General features: G+C 68.1%; 18 protein-coding genes. 13 read left to right on the top strand and 5 right to left on the bottom strand.

Going from position 1 to position 17,591, the window contains the following annotated elements:
- The 3 genes from AAG816_RS23505 to AAG816_RS23495 all read right to left on the bottom strand — a co-directional run.
- Positions 1-2,573: autotransporter-associated beta strand repeat-containing protein (locus AAG816_RS23505; RefSeq protein ID WP_341992122.1), on the bottom strand; the 2,573-nt coding region annotated here is incomplete at its 3' end.
- A gap of 77 nt (positions 2,574-2,650) precedes the next feature.
- A complete protein-coding gene (locus AAG816_RS23500) occupies positions 2,651-3,619 on the bottom strand; it encodes a helix-turn-helix domain-containing protein (RefSeq protein ID WP_341992121.1) in 969 nt (322 codons plus the stop codon).
- A gap of 568 nt (positions 3,620-4,187) precedes the next feature.
- Positions 4,188-5,306 (bottom strand): cytochrome c peroxidase, encoded by a 1,119-nt coding sequence (locus AAG816_RS23495; protein ID WP_341992120.1) that lies wholly within the window; start codon positions 5,304-5,306, stop codon positions 4,188-4,190.
- 240 nt (positions 5,307-5,546) lie between these two features.
- Between AAG816_RS23495 and AAG816_RS23490 the strand changes: the two genes are divergently transcribed.
- The 3 genes from AAG816_RS23490 to AAG816_RS23480 all read left to right on the top strand — a co-directional run bounded on the left by AAG816_RS23490 (position 5,547) and on the right by AAG816_RS23480 (position 6,827).
- Positions 5,547-5,936 (top strand): DUF2946 family protein, encoded by a 390-nt coding sequence (locus tag AAG816_RS23490; protein WP_341992119.1) that lies wholly within the window; start codon positions 5,547-5,549, stop codon positions 5,934-5,936.
- A 95-nt stretch (positions 5,937-6,031) separates the two neighbouring features.
- Positions 6,032-6,589 carry a copper chaperone PCu(A)C gene (locus AAG816_RS23485; RefSeq protein ID WP_341992118.1) on the top strand — a complete coding sequence of 186 codons (558 nt, stop codon included), beginning with the start codon at positions 6,032-6,034 and terminating at the stop codon, positions 6,587-6,589.
- A gap of 40 nt (positions 6,590-6,629) precedes the next feature.
- Positions 6,630-6,827, top strand: a complete 198-nt coding sequence (locus tag AAG816_RS23480; RefSeq protein ID WP_341992117.1) for a hypothetical protein — start codon at positions 6,630-6,632, stop codon at positions 6,825-6,827.
- 246 nt (positions 6,828-7,073) lie between these two features.
- On the opposite strand, the gene AAG816_RS23475 is transcribed toward AAG816_RS23480, so the two are convergent.
- Together AAG816_RS23475 and AAG816_RS23470 are read right to left on the bottom strand one after the other, a co-directional pair.
- Entirely contained in the window at positions 7,074-7,334 is a 261-nt protein-coding gene (locus AAG816_RS23475; RefSeq protein ID WP_341992116.1) for a hypothetical protein, read from the bottom strand.
- 42 nt (positions 7,335-7,376) lie between these two features.
- Positions 7,377-8,234, bottom strand: coding sequence for a DUF2189 domain-containing protein (locus AAG816_RS23470; protein WP_341992115.1), 858 nt, complete (start codon positions 8,232-8,234; stop codon positions 7,377-7,379).
- 190 nt (positions 8,235-8,424) lie between these two features.
- Here AAG816_RS23470 and ccoN point away from each other — a divergent pair, with 190 nt between their 5' ends.
- From ccoN to AAG816_RS23420, 10 genes are read left to right on the top strand one after another with little or no spacing between them, the layout of a single operon-like run.
- Positions 8,425-9,879 carry a cytochrome-c oxidase, cbb3-type subunit I gene (gene ccoN / locus AAG816_RS23465; RefSeq protein WP_341992114.1) on the top strand — a complete coding sequence of 485 codons (1,455 nt, stop codon included), beginning with the start codon at positions 8,425-8,427 and terminating at the stop codon, positions 9,877-9,879.
- Positions 9,880-9,890: 11 nt separating this feature from the next.
- Positions 9,891-10,628 carry a cytochrome-c oxidase, cbb3-type subunit II gene (ccoO, locus tag AAG816_RS23460; protein WP_341992113.1) on the top strand — a complete coding sequence of 246 codons (738 nt, stop codon included), beginning with the start codon at positions 9,891-9,893 and terminating at the stop codon, positions 10,626-10,628.
- Positions 10,629-10,630: 2 nt separating this feature from the next.
- Complete coding sequence (locus AAG816_RS23455; RefSeq protein ID WP_341992112.1) at positions 10,631-10,813, top strand: cbb3-type cytochrome c oxidase subunit 3; 183 nt, start codon at positions 10,631-10,633, stop codon at positions 10,811-10,813.
- Complete coding sequence (gene ccoP / locus AAG816_RS23450; RefSeq protein ID WP_341992111.1) at positions 10,800-11,669, top strand: cytochrome-c oxidase, cbb3-type subunit III; 870 nt, start codon at positions 10,800-10,802, stop codon at positions 11,667-11,669. Before AAG816_RS23455 ends, ccoP begins: the two co-directional genes overlap by 14 nt.
- Positions 11,666-13,120, top strand: a complete 1,455-nt coding sequence (ccoG, locus tag AAG816_RS23445) for a cytochrome c oxidase accessory protein CcoG (protein WP_341992110.1) — start codon at positions 11,666-11,668, stop codon at positions 13,118-13,120. Before ccoP ends, ccoG begins: the two co-directional genes overlap by 4 nt.
- The gene (locus tag AAG816_RS23440; RefSeq protein WP_341992109.1) at positions 13,117-13,617 is read left to right on the top strand and encodes a FixH family protein; all 501 of its coding nucleotides are present in this window, start codon (positions 13,117-13,119) and stop codon (positions 13,615-13,617) included. Before ccoG ends, AAG816_RS23440 begins: the two co-directional genes overlap by 4 nt.
- Complete coding sequence (locus tag AAG816_RS23435; RefSeq protein WP_341992107.1) at positions 13,614-15,833, top strand: heavy metal translocating P-type ATPase; 2,220 nt, start codon at positions 13,614-13,616, stop codon at positions 15,831-15,833. Before AAG816_RS23440 ends, AAG816_RS23435 begins: the two co-directional genes overlap by 4 nt.
- Complete coding sequence (ccoS, locus tag AAG816_RS23430) at positions 15,833-15,991, top strand: cbb3-type cytochrome oxidase assembly protein CcoS (protein ID WP_341992106.1); 159 nt, start codon at positions 15,833-15,835, stop codon at positions 15,989-15,991. Before AAG816_RS23435 ends, ccoS begins: the two co-directional genes overlap by 1 nt.
- The gene (locus tag AAG816_RS23425) at positions 15,988-16,572 is read left to right on the top strand and encodes a hypothetical protein (protein WP_341992105.1); all 585 of its coding nucleotides are present in this window, start codon (positions 15,988-15,990) and stop codon (positions 16,570-16,572) included. Before ccoS ends, AAG816_RS23425 begins: the two co-directional genes overlap by 4 nt.
- Before the next feature lie 9 nt (positions 16,573-16,581).
- Positions 16,582-17,280 carry a sulfite exporter TauE/SafE family protein gene (locus AAG816_RS23420; protein WP_341992104.1) on the top strand — a complete coding sequence of 233 codons (699 nt, stop codon included), beginning with the start codon at positions 16,582-16,584 and terminating at the stop codon, positions 17,278-17,280.
- Positions 17,281-17,591 lie beyond the last annotated feature (311 nt).

Genomic DNA, 17,591 nt, shown 5'->3' with positions numbered 1-17,591 from the left:
AGGCCGGCGATGGTGCCGGTGCCGGAGATCGTGCCGCCATTGCCGATGGTATAGCTGGAGTTGGAGACCGAGCCGCTGGCCAGCACGAAGCTGGCATCGGCGACGGTGATGGCGCCGTTATAGCCGCTGGCGCCGGTGAAGTTCACCGTGGACCCGCCGACGATCACCACGGCGCCGGAGCCGGTGATGCTGCCGGGGAAGTTGTAGGTACCTGAGCGGTTGAACACCAAGGTGGCATTGTTGACCACATCGCCGGCGATGGTGCCGGTGGTGCCGCCATTGCCGATCTGCAAGATGCCCTGCGAGATCAGCGTGCCGCCGGTATAGGTATTGTCGCCGATGAGGATCAGCGTGCCGGCCCCGGTCTTGGTGAGCGAACCGGTGCCGGAGATCACGCCCGAATAGGTGCCGGTGGTGGCCTGGTTGAACACCAGGCTGGCGTTGTTGACGATATTGCCGGTGAGGCTGGTGGTGTTGCCCACCAGCGTGCCGCCGGCAATGGTGGTGCCGCCGGAGTAGCTGTTGGCGCCGGTCAATGTCGTGGTTCCTGCAAGAACCCGCACGGCCGTGCCCCCCTGGATCGCGGGGGAGAAGACGTAGGCGTCCGCCGTGTGGTTGAACACGATGGCCCCGGTGCCTTCGACCACATCGACCACCGACGCGTTCAACGTGCCGGGGGCGGTCGGCGCGGTGCCAGGCGCGGCGCCGATGATCACGGCCCCCCCGGCGTCAGGGAGCGACGAGCCCGAGCCCATCAGCACCATGCCGGCAGTGACCACCCCGCCATCGGCAATGGTCAGCGTCGCCGCCATGGCACCGCCCAACAGGATGGATTGGCTCGCCGTGAGCGTGGAGCCGGGCCCGGTCACGGTGACCGCCCCGGAATAACCCGTGAGCTCAAGGGTTGCCGCCCGCACGCTCCCGCCGGCGGCAACGGTGAGGATGCCCTGCCCGTCCGTTCCCACAAACAGGCCGCCCCCCACCGTCCAGCTGGAGCCGGTGCCCGTCACCAGTGCACCGCCGACCACCCCCGGGCTCATGCCGATGCCGGAGCTGCCCGAGGTCACGGTGGCGCCCGCGCTGACGGTGAGCGTGCCGGTGCCGCCAAATCCCACAAACATCTCGTCCGCCACCACCAGCGCAGCGCCCGGCCCGGACACCTGCAGGTTGCCCGCGGCCCCCGTCTGCCAGCCGATCACGGCAAAGTTGGCGGTCACGCCCGCGCCATCGGCGATGCTCAGCGCGCCCGCGCCAAGATAGCCCACATAGAGGTCATCGGTGCGCCACGCGGTCTGCGCCCCCGACAGGCTCGCCGTGCCGGTGGCGCCGCCGCCATAGCCGAGCACTCCGCTGGCACTGCTGATGCGCGCCCCATCGGCCACGGTCATGCTCCCCGCCGCGGCGTAGCCGATGATCAGCGCATTGGAGGCCGCCCAACGGCTCCCGGCCCCCCGCACCGTGAGCCCGGCGGAGGCCAGGCCGCTGTCCGTGCCGATGAAGGTATCCGCGGCCGTGGCGGTCGCCCCAGCCGTGACCTCCACCGCACTGGCGCTGCGGATGCTCACGGTACCGGCGGTGTCCCAGCGGGACCCAGCCCCGGAGACCGCCACGCTGCCCGCACTCATGGTGCCCCCCACGGTCGCGGCGCCGGCGGTGACGACACCCCCCTCGGCGATGATCAAGGCGCCGCGACCGAGATCGCCCACGGTGAGCGCGCCCGCCACGGTCCACTGCGATCCGGCGCCGGACACGGTCACGCCACCAGTGCCGGCACTCACCCCGATCCCCAGCAGCGCATCGCCGGACGTGCTCAGGCGGCCCCCGTTCAGCACCGAGATCGCCCCATTGGTATCCACCAGGAGGGGGCCGTTGACGATGAGGCGCGATCCCGGCCCCGAGACCATGGTGGCAGCGGCAGGCGTGAGGAGACCGGCAACCTGAAGGGTGCCGGTGGTGACCAGGGCGCCGTCGGCAACGGCCAAGGTTCCGTAGCCAAAGCCTCCGACGCTGAGATTGCCGAGGTTGCGCCACGATGAGCCCGCCCCCGTGACCGTCACGCTGCCCGCGGCGGTGTTGGTCACTTCGCCCAGCACCGCGGAGTCGGACACCAGCGTGCCGCCATCGGCCACCAGCACGACACCCTGTCCATTGCTGCCGATGGTCAGATTGCCGCTGGTCTCCCAGGTGGAGCCGGTGCCGGAGATGGTCACGCTGCCGAGGGTGCCGGCCAGGGCCCCGACCACGCCCCCCGCCCCCGCCACGGTGCCGCCGCCGGTGACCAGCAAGGTCCCGTTGCCGTCAGCAGCCACCTCGGTGGCAGCGCTATTGATCAGCTGCGTCAAGGCTCCCGAGACGTTCAGCGTGCCGGCGATCCCGCCCACGCCGATGCGCGTGGCGTCATAGCTGGACACCGTGTGGGCCGGCAGCGTGACCGTGCCTGTTACCACCAGATCCGCGGCTTGCACGAGAGCCGGCGCCATCAGCGTCCCGAGCGCCGCCAAGATGGCGCCCGCCACAGGACCGGGAGGCAGGGGGCTAGGAAACTGCCCGTGGCGGGCGAGCAGGCGGCGCATGAGGGCACTTTCCGTGAATGCGGGTGCCCCCTGTAACAGATCCGGGACCGGGTGCTTTGATCGCGGTTGCTGTCACCTCACCCGTCGGTCGGCACCAGCACGCGCGCGGAAAAATGGCCCCCCGCGGCCCAGGGTGGCGCCCCATACACTTCATAGGCGGGGGCATCGCCGAACACCCGCTTTGCGCGCGGCATCCAGAGGACGCAGACACCGAAGATGGCCTCCGCAATCAGATGGTGGGGACCAGCCACGTCGAGGCTGGCATAAGTGCCGGACCGCATCCGCATGCGCCGCAGCGGGGCGCGCAACGGGGGAAATGTAGAGCCGGGATCCACCAGCGCGCAATCATAGCGCATGCGCTCCGGGGCGGTGAGCGCGGGATCATCATAGAGAATGCCCACCGGCTGTGCGCCGTCCAGCGACAGTCCCGCCGCTGTCACCATGCGGGCGAAACGGCGCCAATGGCCCGGAATGAGATGCAGCCCGCCATGAAAGCGCATGGCGATGAGCGGAGTCTTGTCCCGGCGCACCTCCGCCGTCCCCTGCACCAGATCATGGTGCAGCCGGCTTGCCGTGGGCATGCTGGCCGCAACCGCGGCGCGCAGGCGGCTCGGCGTCGCGTGGAAGCGCCGGGCGAATGCGCGCGTAAATGCCGGCTGGCTGTTGTAGCCGGTGCGCAGCGCCGCATCCAGGATCGGCGTCGGGGTGCGGCAGATGATGGTGGCCGCGTGCTCCAGCCGGGTTCTGCGCACATAGGCGCCGATGGTTTCGCCCATGCTTTCGGCAAACCGGCGGTGGAAATGGAACGGGCTGAGGCCGACCTCCGACGCGATGGTCTCCAGATCCACCAATATCGACAGATCGCGCTCGATGCGGTCCAGGGCCGCGAGCAGCACACGGTCTTCCACGGCCTCCGGTGGCCCGCCGATCGGCGCATCCGCCGGCCAATGGGTCCAGGCCTGCCACGCCTGCGGCGCCAGGGTGGCGATCTCGCCGTGACGTTCGTAGGAAAAGCCATCCTGCGGAAACGCTTGCAATATACGCATCGCCTTTTGCAATCCTGCCACTCGCCCGCGGGCCTCCCCCTCTCAGGGCCTGTCCGCTGGCGATGAACTCACCGTCACGCCAATGCCGCCCCAGTTGGCCCGATATATCCGCGAAAAGCGCGATGCATCGAACAGAGCCCTGCCTGGGGCGCGCGCTGATCAGCTTGCATCGCACGCTGAGCGGCTAACGGGTTCTCTATCACCATATGAGAGGGCGATCCGCCAATCACATTGCGGCAATCGGATCGCGCTGCAGCTCCGTCGCACCGCCGTGCGACCGCGCGGTGAATGCCGGCGAGCGAGGCGATGTCGGCGTCGTGCTCAAGCCAAGCCGACGGTCGGCCACTGCCAGACCGGTCTGGCGGGCGAGCCGCAGATCGATGAGCGCCCGATAAACGGCCGGTGTCCTTTCGGGAATGGGGTCCGGCGGCACGACGATGGGCGCGGTGTCTCGCCCGCCCACAGGTGGGCGATCTCCAGCGGGGCCCGGCCACTGATGAATGGGAGGTGGTCGGATGGTCGGGGGCACGCAACCTCCCACGGTCCGCGCCTGTCGCCGGTCGGGGCGTTATTTGCCCAGGAGCGGCTCATAGCGACGATCTGTCAGCGTCTTCAGGAACGCCACCAGCGCGTCGATCCGACGGTCATCCAGCGCCGGGCCGGTTTCCAGCTCTTTCTGCGAGAGGTTGTCCGGCACTTCGGGCGGATCCCAGACCTTGCCGGTTTCTGGATCGACCTGACGTTCGGGCGAGGTCGAATTGTACTTGTTGTAGAACAGGATGACCGTTCGCAGGTCGTTGAACACGCCATTGTGCATATAGGGGCCGGTGACCGCGACATTGCGCAGGGTTGGCACCTTGAACTGCCCATCATGGCGCGTGTCCTTTACGCCTTTTCTCTCCAGGAGTCCGTGGTCCACCGGCCCGCCAAGCGCCGCATTCTTCGGCACGCCGATGTTGTGATAGCGATAGTTCGAGAATGTCTCGCCATCGCCGCCGGAGGGGGTGAGCTTGTGGCAGAGATGGCAATTGGTGAACTGGTTGGAGAAGAACAGCACGCGCCCGAGTTCCTCCTGGTCCGTCAGCATCTCCTCCCCGCGCAAGTAGCGGTCATATCTGGCATCGAACGGAGAGACGGCGGGGGTGCGCTCATAGGCGGCAAGGGCCGCTGAAAGCGCGGCGAAGGCGCGGGCGTCCGTCGCAAAGACCTCGCGCCCGAACAGCGTCTTGAATGCGTCCACATAGGCGGGGTTCTCCTTCAGCCGGGCGATGACGCTCGCCGTGTTCTGCATGCCCATCTCCACCGGATTGAGCACGGGCAGTCCGGCCTGCGCCTCCAACGTATCCGCCCGGCCATCCAGGAACTGCCCGCCCACATAGAGGCCGTCCGCGCCTTTGCGAAAGCGCGGGCTGAAGGCGGCATAGCTGACCGTCGGTGCGTTCCTGACGCCGCGGGACGCGCCATCGTCTCCCACCGACACCGCACCCGCGGCAGCGCCGGTGCGCGGATCGGCGAAGCCATGCGCGGGATCGTGACAGGTCGCGCAGGACTGTGTCCGGTTACGGGACAGGTTCACATCGAAGAACAGGGCCTCTCCGAGGCTCGCGCGGGACAGGGGCGAAGGCGACGGGCCGGCCGGACCCGCGGCCGCCGCCGCGAGGCCGATGACCAGAGACGAAACGGCCATTGCGACTGCGGTCGCTCCGGGAATTTTCATTGAGGGCAGTTCCGTAAGTGCGCCGACCGTCTCGCGCCATCACATGCAGTGTTTCAGGTCCGGTGGCCTTCTGCGCAATTGGACAGTTTGTCCATATGCTGCAGTAAAACGCACAAGGCCGGTTCACCTTGCCGCAGAGCAACCCTCTACGGATCGGGCAGCTTTAATGGCATAGTGGTTTTGATTCAGATCAAAGATGGCCGATTGCCCGTGAGCGCCCCCCGCCCCGCATGGAGAGAATGGACTGCCTACGCGGCAGCCTATCTGCTCGTCCTGCAGGTGCTGCTGACCGGCATGGCCCTCGGTGCGCAGGCGGCGCCTGCGCTGTGGGATGAATTTGGCGGCGCCATCTGCGCCAATGCCGGGGCCGAGGGTGGGCCGACGGCGCCGGTGGATGGCGACCACCATCTGCCCGCCTGCTGCGGGTTTGGCTGCGTCATGTCCGGCGCCGCGCCCTTGTCGCCGCCGCCCGCCATTATCAGCCTGCTGGCGCTGACACCCGTAGCGGTGATCGCTGTCGCGTTCGATGCGACGACCTTTGCGCCGCATGACCAGACTTACTCCCCCTCCAAAGCCCGAGCACCGCCGCGCGCAGTGTGATCGCCCACAGCTATGTCTGTGGGACCTCTGTGTTCGCCTGTCGCTCTCTGTGTGGTCCGCCTTGACGCGGAACGCCACGGCTATGGAGTCACGTCATGTTCTATTCAAAACGCTTGCCTCGAACAACCGTGCGGGCTCGCCTCCTCGGGCACTTGCGCATTGAAGAATTACTTGGGGTTGCAGTCTTCGCCTGCGCCGTGGTGCTGGCGTCCGCGCAGGCGCTGCTGGCGCATGAGTTCAAAGTGGGGACGATCGAGATCGAGCATCCCTGGTCGCGTGCGACGCCGCAGGGTGCCACGGTGGCCGCCGGCTATCTGGGGTTGACGAATAAGGGAGATACCCCAGACCGCTTGGTCTCAGCGTCGTCCGGCATTGCCAAGACCGTGCAGATCCACGAGATGGCCGTGACCAACGGGCTGATGACCATGCGCCCGCTGGCCGATGGCCTGGTGGTTCCCGCCCATGGAACGGTGGTTCTCAAGCCCGGCTCGTATCACCTCATGTTCATGGGTCTGAAGCAGCCGCTGAAGCAGGGCGCGCTGGTGGACGGCAGCCTGACCTTCGAGAAGGCTGGAACGGTGGCGGTCCAATTCAAGGTCGAGGCGGTCGGCGCCTCCGCAGGGGGGCACGACCATGCGCCCGCGGCCAAATAGGATGAGCGGCGCGGCGCCATCCGTCCTGCTGGATATCGGCGTGACGTTTCTGTCCGGGGCCATCGCCGGCGGCCTGCTGGTGGGCGGCGTCGTGGCACTGGATCTCCAGGCCGCCCGGGCCGTCATCGACATCAGCGGCAACGGGGTGGATGTCCGCGATGCGGCCGCCGTGGCCTGGATCTTCGGGCAGATGGCGCTGGTGTTCCGGTTCGTCCTGCCAGCGATGATGCATGCCTAGGGATAGAGCCGACATGTAAGCCCAAAGGGTCGCGGCGCCTGATCTCGCAGATCAAGGCCTTGCGGATTGCCGGTGTCATGCCGACGCGCAGAAGGCGCGGCGGGGGTCGGCTGTTTGCCTTTGAAATTATTGATCCATGAGTCAGGAAAGGATGAAACGCGCATGCCGTCAGCCGTCGTTCTCACGTCCACCGCGTGGCTGCGCGTGGCAGGCCCCGGCGGCTCCACCGCCGAGGCGGGGGAGGCGTCAGGCCTGGCGCGGGCGGCCGGTGCGGGCGCGATGGATGGCTTCATTGGCGCACATGGCCGCCGCATAGACCCCCAGCAGGATCATGCCGCAGCGGAACGGCAGATCGCGCGCCGCCAGCGCCCCGGCCAGCGCCAGCAGGGCCAGGACGCCATGGCTGAGGCCAATAACCCACCCCACGGGCTCTTCCCGCGGGCGCAAGGCTCCATAGAGCCCAATGACCACCAGACCCAGGACACTGATGAGAACAGGTGCAGACACGGCAGAGACGTCCTTGCTGAGAGCGCGATGCCTGCGCTTCTCTCACGCTTCCGCTGCGGGCGGCAAGGCGCGGATATAGAGATGCCAGGTGGCATGCCCCACCACCGGCAGCGTGACCAGCAGGCCCAGCAGCCCGAGGGTAACGGATCCGCCGATCAGCACCGCCACCAGCAGGCCCCAGGCCAGCATCACCGCCCCATTGGCGCGCACGGCCTGGATGCTGGCGACGATTGCCGTCACCACATCCACATCGCGGTCGAGCAGCAACGGCACCGCGAGCACGCTGGTGGCAAAGACGGCGCTGGCACAGGCCGCACCGGCCAAAATGCCGGTGGCCGCAAAGCGCAGGCCATGGGCGGTGGTGAACACCGCTTCCAGCAAATGGCTGAGCGGCATGGGCGTGAGCCCGAAGAACAAAGCGTAGATCAGGGTCGCCGCCTTCAGCCAGACGATGGTGGCGAACATCAGGAAGAAGCCGAACAGCGCCATTTGCAGCCCTCCGCCGCGCACGGCGCCCAGGAAGATGTCCATGGGCCGGAAGGCTTGGCCACGCATACGGCAGCGACTGATCTGGTAGAGACCGAGCGCGGCGAACGGGCCGAACAGCAGGAAGCCCGACAGCGCCGGGAAGATCAGATAGTCCCAGTTCAGGGCCAGGGCGAGCGCGAGGCCACCGAACCCCAGCACCACATAGACCGCGCCAAAGGCGAGGCCATAGAGCGGCGCGGCGCGAAAGTCCGCAACGCCCGCCCGCAACGCGACGGTGAGGTCATGCCAGGTCAAGGTGCGGAACGCCGGCACCGGCACATAGCCCTCCGGCAAGGCCAGAAACGGCGCATCCAGCTTTTGAGCAACAGTCTTGCGCGCATCCGGATGGGTGCGCGGAACGATGGACGGCATGGCGTACTCCTCCCGGAGAACAGGATGTCCGTGCGGCGCTCTGCGGCTCCGTTCCGGACACGATTGATGCTGCCCGAAATCCATGACGACGCAAGCCTTATCCGCAGCGCGCCCTACCCCGCTTTCCCTCTGAGTTTCACCGTGGGCCGCACCATGCGGGCCTGCGTCGATACCGTTTCGTGAGGCCTTGATGTCGACCCTAGACGCCCACCCGGTCCGCGCCGGTTCCATCCCCCATTACAATGAGGCCGTGGTCCGCAGGTTTACGCTCGCGACCATCGCCTGGGGTCTGTTCGGCTTTGCCGCCGGCACCTGGATCGCCACGCAGCTCGCCTTTCCCCTGCTCAATTTCAACGAGTTCAGCACCTTCGGGCGGCTGCGGCCGGTGCACACCTCGGCGGTCATCCTGGGCTTCGGCGGCAATGCGTTGATCGCCACCTCACTCTATGTGGTGCAGCGCACCTGCCAGGTGGGGCTGTGGGGTGGGCCGCGCCTCGCCAATTTCCTGTTCTGGGGCTACCAGGCCTTCCTGCTGCTGATCCTCAGCGGCTATGTGCTCGGCGTCACCCAGAGCCGGGAATATGCCGAGCCGGAATGGTATGCGGACCTGTGGCTGGTGGTGGTGTGGGTGACCTATATGGCCATCTTCGTCGGCACGCTGGTGCGCCGGCGCGAACCGCACATCTATGTGGCCAACTGGTTCTATCTGGCCTTCATCATCACCGTGGCGGTGTTGCACATCGTCAACAATTTCGCCGTGCCGATTTCGCTCACCTCCACCAAGAGCTACTCGGCCTTCTCCGGCCCGCAGGATGCCCTGGTGCAGTGGTGGTACGGCCACAACATGGTGGGCTTCTTCCTCACCGCCGGCTTCATCGGCATCATGTATTACTTCGTGCCGAAGCAGGCGGAACGGCCGATCTATTCCTATCGGCTGTCCATCGTCCATTTCTGGGCGTTGATCTTTCTCTATATCTGGGCCGGTCCCCATCATTTGCACTACACGGCCCTGCCGGATTGGGCGCAGACCCTGGGCATGGCCTTTTCCATCATGCTGTGGATGCCGTCCTGGGGCGGCATGATCAACGGCATCATGACCCTGTCCGGGGCCTGGGGAAAACTGCGTACGGACCCGATCCTGCGCTTCCTCGTGGTGGCCGTCGCCTTCTACGGCATGGCGACATTCGAGGGCCCGCTCATGGCCTTGAAGGCGGTGAATAGCCTGAGCCACTACACCGACTGGACCGTGGGCCATGTGCATTCCGGCGCGCTGGGATGGGTGGCGTTCATCGCCTTCGGAGCGATCTATTACATGGTGCCGCGGCTGTGGCGGCGCCCCTTGTGGTCCCTGCGGCTGGTGGAATGGCACTTCTGGTTCGCCGCCATCGCCATCGTGCTCTACATCACCGCCATGTGGGTGTCGGGCATCGCCCAGGGCCTGATGTGGCGGGCCTACGACCAGTTCGGATTTCTGCAATATTCCTTCGCCGACAGCGTGGCGATGCTGCATCCCTATTACGTCATCCGCGCCTTTGCCGGGGTCCTCTATCTGACCGGCGGCATCCTCATGGCGGTGAACGTCGCCATGACCTTGCGCCAGCCCATCCCCACCGGCGCGCGGATCACCGCCGCGGCGACGGCGTAGGAGACAGTCCGATGGCCACCCCTTCGCTCGCCCCCAAGGGCCACGCAATCATCGAGCGCTCAACGGCGCTGCTGTTCATGTTCACTTTGATGGTGATGTCCATCGGCGGCCTGGTGGAACTGGTGCCGCTGTTCAAGCTGGAGACCACCATCGCCCCGGTGAAGGGCATGCGGCCCTACACGCCTCTGGAGCAACTGGGCCGCAACATTTACACCCGCGAGGGTTGCTATCTGTGCCACAGCCAGATGATCCGCCCGTTCCGCGACGAGGTGGAGCGGTATGGGCATTATTCCATCGCCGCCGAGAGCATGTACGACCACCCCTTCCTGTGGGGCTCAAAGCGCACCGGGCCGGATCTGGCCCGGGTCGGCTCGAAATATTCCAACGCCTGGCATCTGGCCCATCTGGAAGACCCGCGCAGCGTGGTGCCGGTGTCCATCATGCCCGCCTATGCCTTCCTGAAGGACAAGGAGCTGCGCACGGATGACATCGACCTGCATCTGGCGGCGCTCACCAAGGTGGGCGTGCCTTACACCGCCGAGATGCGGGCGAAGGCGCTCGAAGACATCAAGGCACAGGCCAGCGGCGAGAATGCCGACGCCCTGCTGGCCCGCTATCCCAAGGCCAAAGTGGGGCCTTTCGCCGGCCAGCCGGGGCGCATCACCGAGATGGATGCGCTGATCGCCTATCTGCAGATCCTCGGCACGCTGGTGGACTTCTCCGACGTGCGCCTGGAGGGGAAGGACTAGTCATGGCGCAACTGCACCTGCCGCAATGGCTTATTTCCATTCTGATCAATGGCTGGCTGGTCGTGGCCGTGGTCCTGTTCCTGGCCATCATCGCGGTGACCTTCCGCCCCTCTGCCCGCGCGCAGATGGACCGGAACGCCCGCATCCCCTTTGACGTGGAGGACGAGGCCGATGGCCGTCCGTGAACGCGACCCCCTGACGGGCTATCTCACCACCGGCCATGAATGGGACGGCATCAAGGAGCTGTCCACGCCGATCCCCCACTGGTGGGTCAGCGTGTTCATCGCCTCCTGCGTGGTGGCGGTGATCTATATGTGGCTCTATCCCTCGTTCGCCATCACCGAAGGCTATTTTCCCGGCACCCTGGGCTGGACCTCGCGTGGCCAGCTGAAGGAAGAGGTGGTGGATGCCCGCGCCGCCCAGGCCCAGTGGCGCCAGCGCCTGATGGCAGTGCCATTGGACCAGGTGGAGCAGAATGACGATCTGCGCCGCTTCGCCGTGACCGGCGGACGAGCCATCTTCAACGAGAATTGCGCGCCCTGCCACGGGGTGGGCGCCGGCGGCCAGATCGGGCAGTTTCCCTCGCTGCTGGATGATGACTGGATCTGGGGCGGCACGCTGGCCGACATCGCCCAGACCGTTCAGCACGGCATTCGCAACGATGATGCCGATTCCCGCCAGAGCATGATGCCCACCTTCGGCGACATGCTCAGCGCCCGCGAGATCGATCAGGTGGCGGATTATGTGCTGACGCTCTCCAAGCCCGCGGACGACACCAGCCGTGCCGCCATGCCGGGGGCAGCGATCTTCGCGCAGAATTGCGTCGCCTGCCATGGGGCCACCGGCGACGGCAACCGGGAGATGGGCGCCCCCCGGCTCAATGACGGCATCTGGCTCTATGGCGGCGGCAAAGCGGCCATCGTGCGCCAGATCACCCATCCCCGCATGGGGATGATGCCCGCGTTCGGCGCCAAGCTGGGGGAGGAGGCCGTCCGCATGCTGGCGGTCTATGTCCATACCCTGGGCGGGGGCGAGCGGTGACGGGGCCGGCGACACTGACCGCGCCGCGCGCCGCCCGCCCGGTGCCGCGGCGCGGCGTGCCGCAGGCGGTGCAGGGCCGCTACCGCCGCATCAAGACCCTGCTCACCGTGGGTCTGCTGGCGCTGTTCTTCGTCACGCCCTGGCTGCGGTTCGACCGGGGCGAGAGCCTGCCGGGCCAGGCGGTGCTGTTCGATGTGGCCGGGCGGCGCATGTTTGCGTTCGCCCTGGAGTTCTGGCCGCAGGACCTGCCTTTGGCGGTGGGCGTCCTGGTGCTGGCGGCCTGCGGCCTGTTCTACGCCACCACCCTGGCCGGCCGGGTGTGGTGCGGCTTTGCCTGCCCGCAGACGGTGTGGAGCGATCTCTATTTCGCGGTGGAGCGCTGGACCGAGCGGCTGACCGGCCGCGACAGCCCCCTGGGGCGTTCGGTGCGCAGTGCGCTGTGGATCGCCATCGCCGTGGTGACGGGCTTCGGCTTCACCGCCTATTTCGTCGATGTCACCACCTTGCCGTTGCGGCTGGTGTCCGGCACCGCACCGCTGGGGGCCTATGTCACCGTCGGCCTGCTGACCCTCACCACCTGGCTGTTGGCGGCCTATGCCCGCGAGCGCGTGTGCCTGCACATGTGCCCCTGGCCACGGTTCCAGGCGGCCTTGCTGGACCGGCACAGCCTGGTGGTGACCTATCAGGCCTGGCGCGGCGAGCCGCGCGGGCGCAAGCGCGTGCCGCTACGCCCGGATCTGGCCGCGCCCAGCCTTGAGCAATTGGTCAACAGCGCCACAGCCGAGGGCACCCGCGGCGACTGCATCGATTGCACCCGCTGCGTCACGGTCTGCCCCACCGGGGTGGATATCCGCGACGGCCTGCAGATGGGCTGCATCGGCTGCGGCCTGTGCATCGATGCCTGCGACGACGTGATGACCCGCATCGATCGGCCCGCCGGCCTGATCCGCTTCGATACGGAGAGCGCGGAGGCCCGCCGCTCCTTCACGCCCGCGCGCATCACCTGGCTGCGGCCGAAGGCCATGCTGTTCGCCACCGCCTGCCTGCTGGCGCTGGGGGGCATCGGCTATGGCATGAGCCATCTGGCCAGCGTCACCATCGACATAGATCCGCAGCGCAACCCGCCGTTCGTGCGGCTGACTGACGGCAGCGTGCGCAATGACTATGTGTTCCGTCTGGCCCATCGCCGGGGCCATCTGCCAGCGGTCACGCTGTCTGTAGAAGGCCTGCCAGCCGCTACGCTGCGGGCCGGCTCGCAGGAGGGCGCAGGGGCGTCCACCCTGACCTTGCCGGTGGATGCGGACCGCACCGCCGGAGACCGCTTGCTGATTACTGTGCCCAAAGGCAATGTTCCCTCCGGCCGGACCCCGGTGACCTTCGTGTTCACCGATCCCGCCACCGGAGCGCGCATCGGCACGGTGGACAGCTATTTCTGGGGACCGGGGGCATGAGGCCGGGGGCAGACGCGCCGCCGGAGCGCCGGGATCGCTGGATTCCGTTCGCCTTCGTCGGCTTCTTCCTGGCACTGGCCGGGCTCCAGGCCTGGTTCGTCATGCTGGCCTATGGCACGTTCAGCGGGCTGGTGACCGATCGGCCCTACAGCACCGGCCTTGCCTATGATGCGGTGATCGCCGCGCGCGAGGCCGAGACGGCGCAGGGATGGACTGCGGCAGTCGCCTTCACGCCCACCGGCGCCTTGACCGGGCGCATCACCCTGACCGTGACCGGCTCCGACCACACGCCGCTGACCGACATGGTCGTGCGCGGCACGGTGGAGCGGATGACCAAGTTTCCGCAGATTCTGCCGCTCGCATTCGCGTCGACGAAACCGGGGGAGCAGACGGCGATGTTCGCCGCCCCGCTCGCGGGTCGCTGGTTTGTGCGGGTGCGGATCGAACGGGGCGCAGAGGTTCTGCATCGCATCTTCGAAGTGGATGTGCTGCCGTGACCGCCGCCGTTGCAGCGTCCTCTCCTCGCCAAGACGCCCTCGCGGAACCGACCCGCTCGGTGGCGGCATTCGTGGACCCGTGCGCGGCGGGAGGGCGCATCCATCTGCTGGTGGAGGGCGCCCATTGCGCCGCCTGCATCCGTGCGGTGGAGGACGCGCTGACCGGCGATCCCGCCGTGCGCAGCGCCCGACTGAATTTGACCTTGCGCCGCCTCACCGTGGAGTTCTCCGGCGCGCCCGAATATGCCGATGCTCTGGCCCGCCGGGTGGAGGCGCTGGGTTATGACGTGGCCCCGTTCCATCCGGCGCATCTGGAGCGCGTGGATGACCAAACCGGGCGCATGCTGCTGCGGGCGCTGGCCATTTCCGCCTTCGCCTCCTCCAATGTGATGATGCTGTCGCTGGCGGTGTGGGCCGGGCAGGCGCAGGACATGGCGCCGGCCACGCAATCCCTGTTCCAATGGCTGTCCGCTATGGTCACGCTGCCGGCGGTGGCGCTGGGCGGGCAGCCGTTTTTCCGCTCCGCCTGGCGCGCGGTGCGCGGCGGCCACACCAATATCGACGTGCCCATCGCCCTGGGCATCCTGCTCACCACCGCCATGAGCCTGGTGGAACTGCTGCGCCAGGGCCGGGATGTCTATTTCGACAGCGCCACCGCGCTGCTGTTCGTGTTGCTGGTGGGGCGCTATCTCGATTTCCGGGTGCGGGCGCGGGCGCGGGGCGCCGTGGAGCGGCTGCTGATGCTGCGGGCCTATGGCGCCGCCGTCTGCCGCGACGATGGCCGGGTGGAGATCGTGCCGGCCGATCAGGTGCGCGTGGGCATGGTGGTGCTGGTGCGGGCGGGCGAGCGCCTGCCGGTGGATGGGCAGGTGGTGGAGGGGCGCTCCAGCCTCGATGTGTCCATCGTCACCGGCGAGAGCCTGCCGGTGGACGTGGCGCCGGGGCGGGACGTGCTCGCCGGCAGCGTCAATGGCGGCGGCGTGCTGCGCATCCGCGCCACCCATGCCATCGACCGCAGCCATCTGGCGGAGATGGTGCGGCTGGTGGAACAGGCCGAGGCCCAGCGCGGGCCGGCCGTGGCCCTGGCCGACCGGGTGGCCGGGCTGTGGACCCCGGTCATCCACGGCATTGCGCTGGCCACCTTCCTCGGCTGGTGGCTGGGCGTGGGGGTGGGGCCGGCGGATGCGCTGCAGGTTGCGGTCAGCGTGCTCATCATCGCTTGTCCCTGCGCCATCGGTCTGGCGGTGCCGGCGGTGCAGGTGGTGGCCACGGGCGCATTGCTGAAGCGCGGGGTGCTGCTGCGCTCCGGCGATGCCCTGGAGCGGCTGGCGGGCATCGACGCGGTGGTGTTCGACAAGACCGGCACCTTGAGCCAAGGCCAGCCGCATGTGGTGTCCTGGCCGCAGGATGCGGAGGCGATCCCCTTTGCCGCGCGCATGGCCGCCGGCAGCCGCCATCCCTTGGCCCACGCCATCAGCGCCGCCGTCCCCGGCGTGGTACCGGCCGCCGATGTGGTGGAATGGCCCGGCCAGGGCCTTGTTCTGGATGGCGCGGGGGGCGAATGCCGTCTGGGCAGCGCGTCCTTCTGCGGCGTGGCGCCCGCCGACACCTCGTCCCATAGCGAAGTCTGGCTCACCCGGCCGGGGCATGCGCCCGCCCGCTTCGCCTTTGCCGATCCGCCCCGCGCCGACGCGGCCGGCGTGGTGGGCGACATCCGAGCGCGTGGTCTGGGCGTCACCTTGCTGTCCGGCGACCGGGTTGGGGCGGTGGCCGCCTTTGCCGCGCAGGTGGGCCTGGAGGAGGCCCGCGGCGCCCTGCTGCCGGCGGACAAGATGGCCTATCTGAACGACCCCCGTCAGGCGGGCCGGCGGGTGCTCATGGTCGGCGACGGCCTGAACGATGCCCCGGCGCTCGCCGCGGCGCATGTCTCGGCCAGCTTCACCCATGGCGCCGGGGCCAGCCAGAGCGCCGCGGACATCGTGCTGCCGTCCCAGCGGCTCGCGGCCCTGGTGGATGCCATCGACATCGCGCGGCGGGCCTTGCGCATCATCCGGGAAAACCTGGTGCTGGCGGCGCTTTACAATGTGGCGCTGGTGCCGGTGGCGGTGCTGGGGCTGGTCTCGCCGCTGGGCGCGGCGCTCGCCATGGCGGCAAGCTCGCTCACCGTTACGCTCAATGCCCTGCGCGCCGGCCGCGCCCCCAAAGGGGCGATCTGATGGGCGCGCTGCTGTTTCTTGTTCCCCTTGCTCTGGCCCTCGGCGGTCTTGGCCTGCTGGCGTTCCTCTGGACGCTGCGGCATGGCCAATATGACGACCTCGACGGGGCGGCGCAGCGCATTCTTCTCGACGACGATCACCCGGAGCCCAGGTCATGACTTCGCCTTCCCCCGCCAACCCCGCCGCCATCAAAAGCGCTGTGGTGTTCCTGTTGAACGCAGCGCTCTGCATGACCATCGGAGGGGTGTTTTTCGGCCCCTGGGGCCTGCTGGGCGGCCTTCTGGTCTGGCTGTGCGCGGCCTTGGTGCCCCGCTTGGTCCGCGCCGCAAGGGGGCGTCAGACCCAGATCCGGGGCGCGTTGCGCCTGGGGCTGAAACTGCTGCGCACCGGGGGGGCGCTCATCGCCTTGCCGTTCGTTCTGGTGTTCACCATCGCCTACATGACGGTGGCCCATCTGTGGGGGACACTCGCCCAGCCGCTGCGCCGGATCGCGCCCTTTCCCGCCGGGCGGGGGCGCGGCGTGGCCCGGGCGACGGGGGCCTTCCTGCGCTCGTTCGCCCGCCCGGACGTGCTGCCGCTGACCGTGGCCAATCTGCTGATGATCCTGGTGATCGCCTGCGTCCTGGTGGGCATCCAGGTGGCGTTCTATGTGGCGCTGGCGGCGGTGCCGGTGATGATCCTGACCTTGGTCATGGTTGCCATCGACTTCAGCGCCGAACCCGAAGACGATCTGGCCTGAGGTCATCGGGTGGACAGCCTCACCTTCCTGGGCGGACTGCTGCTGGGCGTCGCCAGCAGCCTGCATTGTGCCGGCATGTGCGGCGGCATCGCCTCGAGCCTGATGTTCGTCCTGTCGCCGGACACGGGGACGGGCACGCGCATCCGCACGCTTCTGCTGGCCCAGGGGGGCAAGGCGCTGGCCTATGTGGCTGCCGGCGGCATCCTCGGCCTGTTCGGCTCGGTGCTCTACGGGGCCTTCGATCAGGCGGCGCTGCACCAGGGGCTGCGGGTGGTGGCGGCGCTGTGCCTGGCCTGGATCGGCTTCAGTCTCACCGGCCTGGCGCCACCGCTCAGCGCCCTTGATGGGCTGCTGGCGCCGCTCAGCCGCTGGATCACCACAGGGCGGTTCCGGCTGGCGCAGGCGGGGCCGGCCGCGCCGGTGCTGGCGGGCGTGGCCTGGGGATTGATGCCCTGCGGCATGGTCTATGGCGCCTTGTTCTACGCCATGCTCAGCGGCAACGGCACGGGCGGGGCGCTGGTGATGACCGGCTTCGCCCTGGGCGCCTTGCCGGCGGTGACCGCCACCGCGTTGGGAATCCTGACCCTGCGCCGCCTGGGAGCGCGCCCGGGAACCCGCATCGCCATTGGCCTGGCCCTGGTTGCCCTCGCCACGGCCAGCGTCGTGGTTCCAACCTCCGGCTGGGCCGCTTTGTGCCGGAGTCTGTAGCCCCGACCATGGCGTGAGATGTCCGAGGCCGGATCGCATTTTCCCTGCGGCGGCGAACCGATCGGCGAGCCGCCGTTGCCGGGTTCCGACCGCCCTTGTTCCGCGGGGTTCCGCGGGCACGCGCCCATCGAGCGCGTCTCCTGATCCGTCCGCCGTTTGGCTTACGGCATGGCCCATGAAGCGCGCCAAGCGGCGCCTATACTTGCCGCTGCCGGCAACCTCTCAGAACATGCAGATGTTTGCGCAGGCGGATTGACCTGCGCCCCTTCGCATCATTGGAAACATTTCAGTCCAAAAGCCGTTTGAACGTC

This window comes from Azorhizobium sp. AG788 (assembly GCF_943371865.1).
Lineage (GTDB): Bacteria > Pseudomonadota > Alphaproteobacteria > Rhizobiales > Xanthobacteraceae > Azorhizobium.
This window is presented reverse-complemented; position numbering and strand designations above follow the sequence as displayed.

Excerpts from the sequence above, each read along its gene's own strand:
- AAG816_RS23500 (WP_341992121.1), bottom strand. The coding sequence starts at position 3,619 with ATGCGTATATTGCAAGCGTTTCCGCAGGATGGCTTTTCCTACGAACGT.
- AAG816_RS23495 (WP_341992120.1), bottom strand. The coding sequence starts at position 5,306 with ATGGCCGTTTCGTCTCTGGTCATCGGCCTCGCGGCGGCGGCCGCGGGT.
- AAG816_RS23485 (WP_341992118.1), top strand. The coding sequence starts at position 6,032 with ATGTTCTATTCAAAACGCTTGCCTCGAACAACCGTGCGGGCTCGCCTC.
- AAG816_RS23470 (WP_341992115.1), bottom strand. The coding sequence starts at position 8,234 with ATGCCGTCCATCGTTCCGCGCACCCATCCGGATGCGCGCAAGACTGTT.
- ccoN (WP_341992114.1), top strand. The coding sequence starts at position 8,425 with ATGTCGACCCTAGACGCCCACCCGGTCCGCGCCGGTTCCATCCCCCAT.
- ccoO (WP_341992113.1), top strand. The coding sequence starts at position 9,891 with ATGGCCACCCCTTCGCTCGCCCCCAAGGGCCACGCAATCATCGAGCGC.
- AAG816_RS23455 (WP_341992112.1), top strand. The coding sequence starts at position 10,631 with ATGGCGCAACTGCACCTGCCGCAATGGCTTATTTCCATTCTGATCAAT.
- ccoP (WP_341992111.1), top strand. The coding sequence starts at position 10,800 with ATGGCCGTCCGTGAACGCGACCCCCTGACGGGCTATCTCACCACCGGC.
- AAG816_RS23440 (WP_341992109.1), top strand. The coding sequence starts at position 13,117 with ATGAGGCCGGGGGCAGACGCGCCGCCGGAGCGCCGGGATCGCTGGATT.
- ccoS (WP_341992106.1), top strand. The coding sequence starts at position 15,833 with ATGGGCGCGCTGCTGTTTCTTGTTCCCCTTGCTCTGGCCCTCGGCGGT.
- AAG816_RS23425 (WP_341992105.1), top strand. The coding sequence starts at position 15,988 with ATGACTTCGCCTTCCCCCGCCAACCCCGCCGCCATCAAAAGCGCTGTG.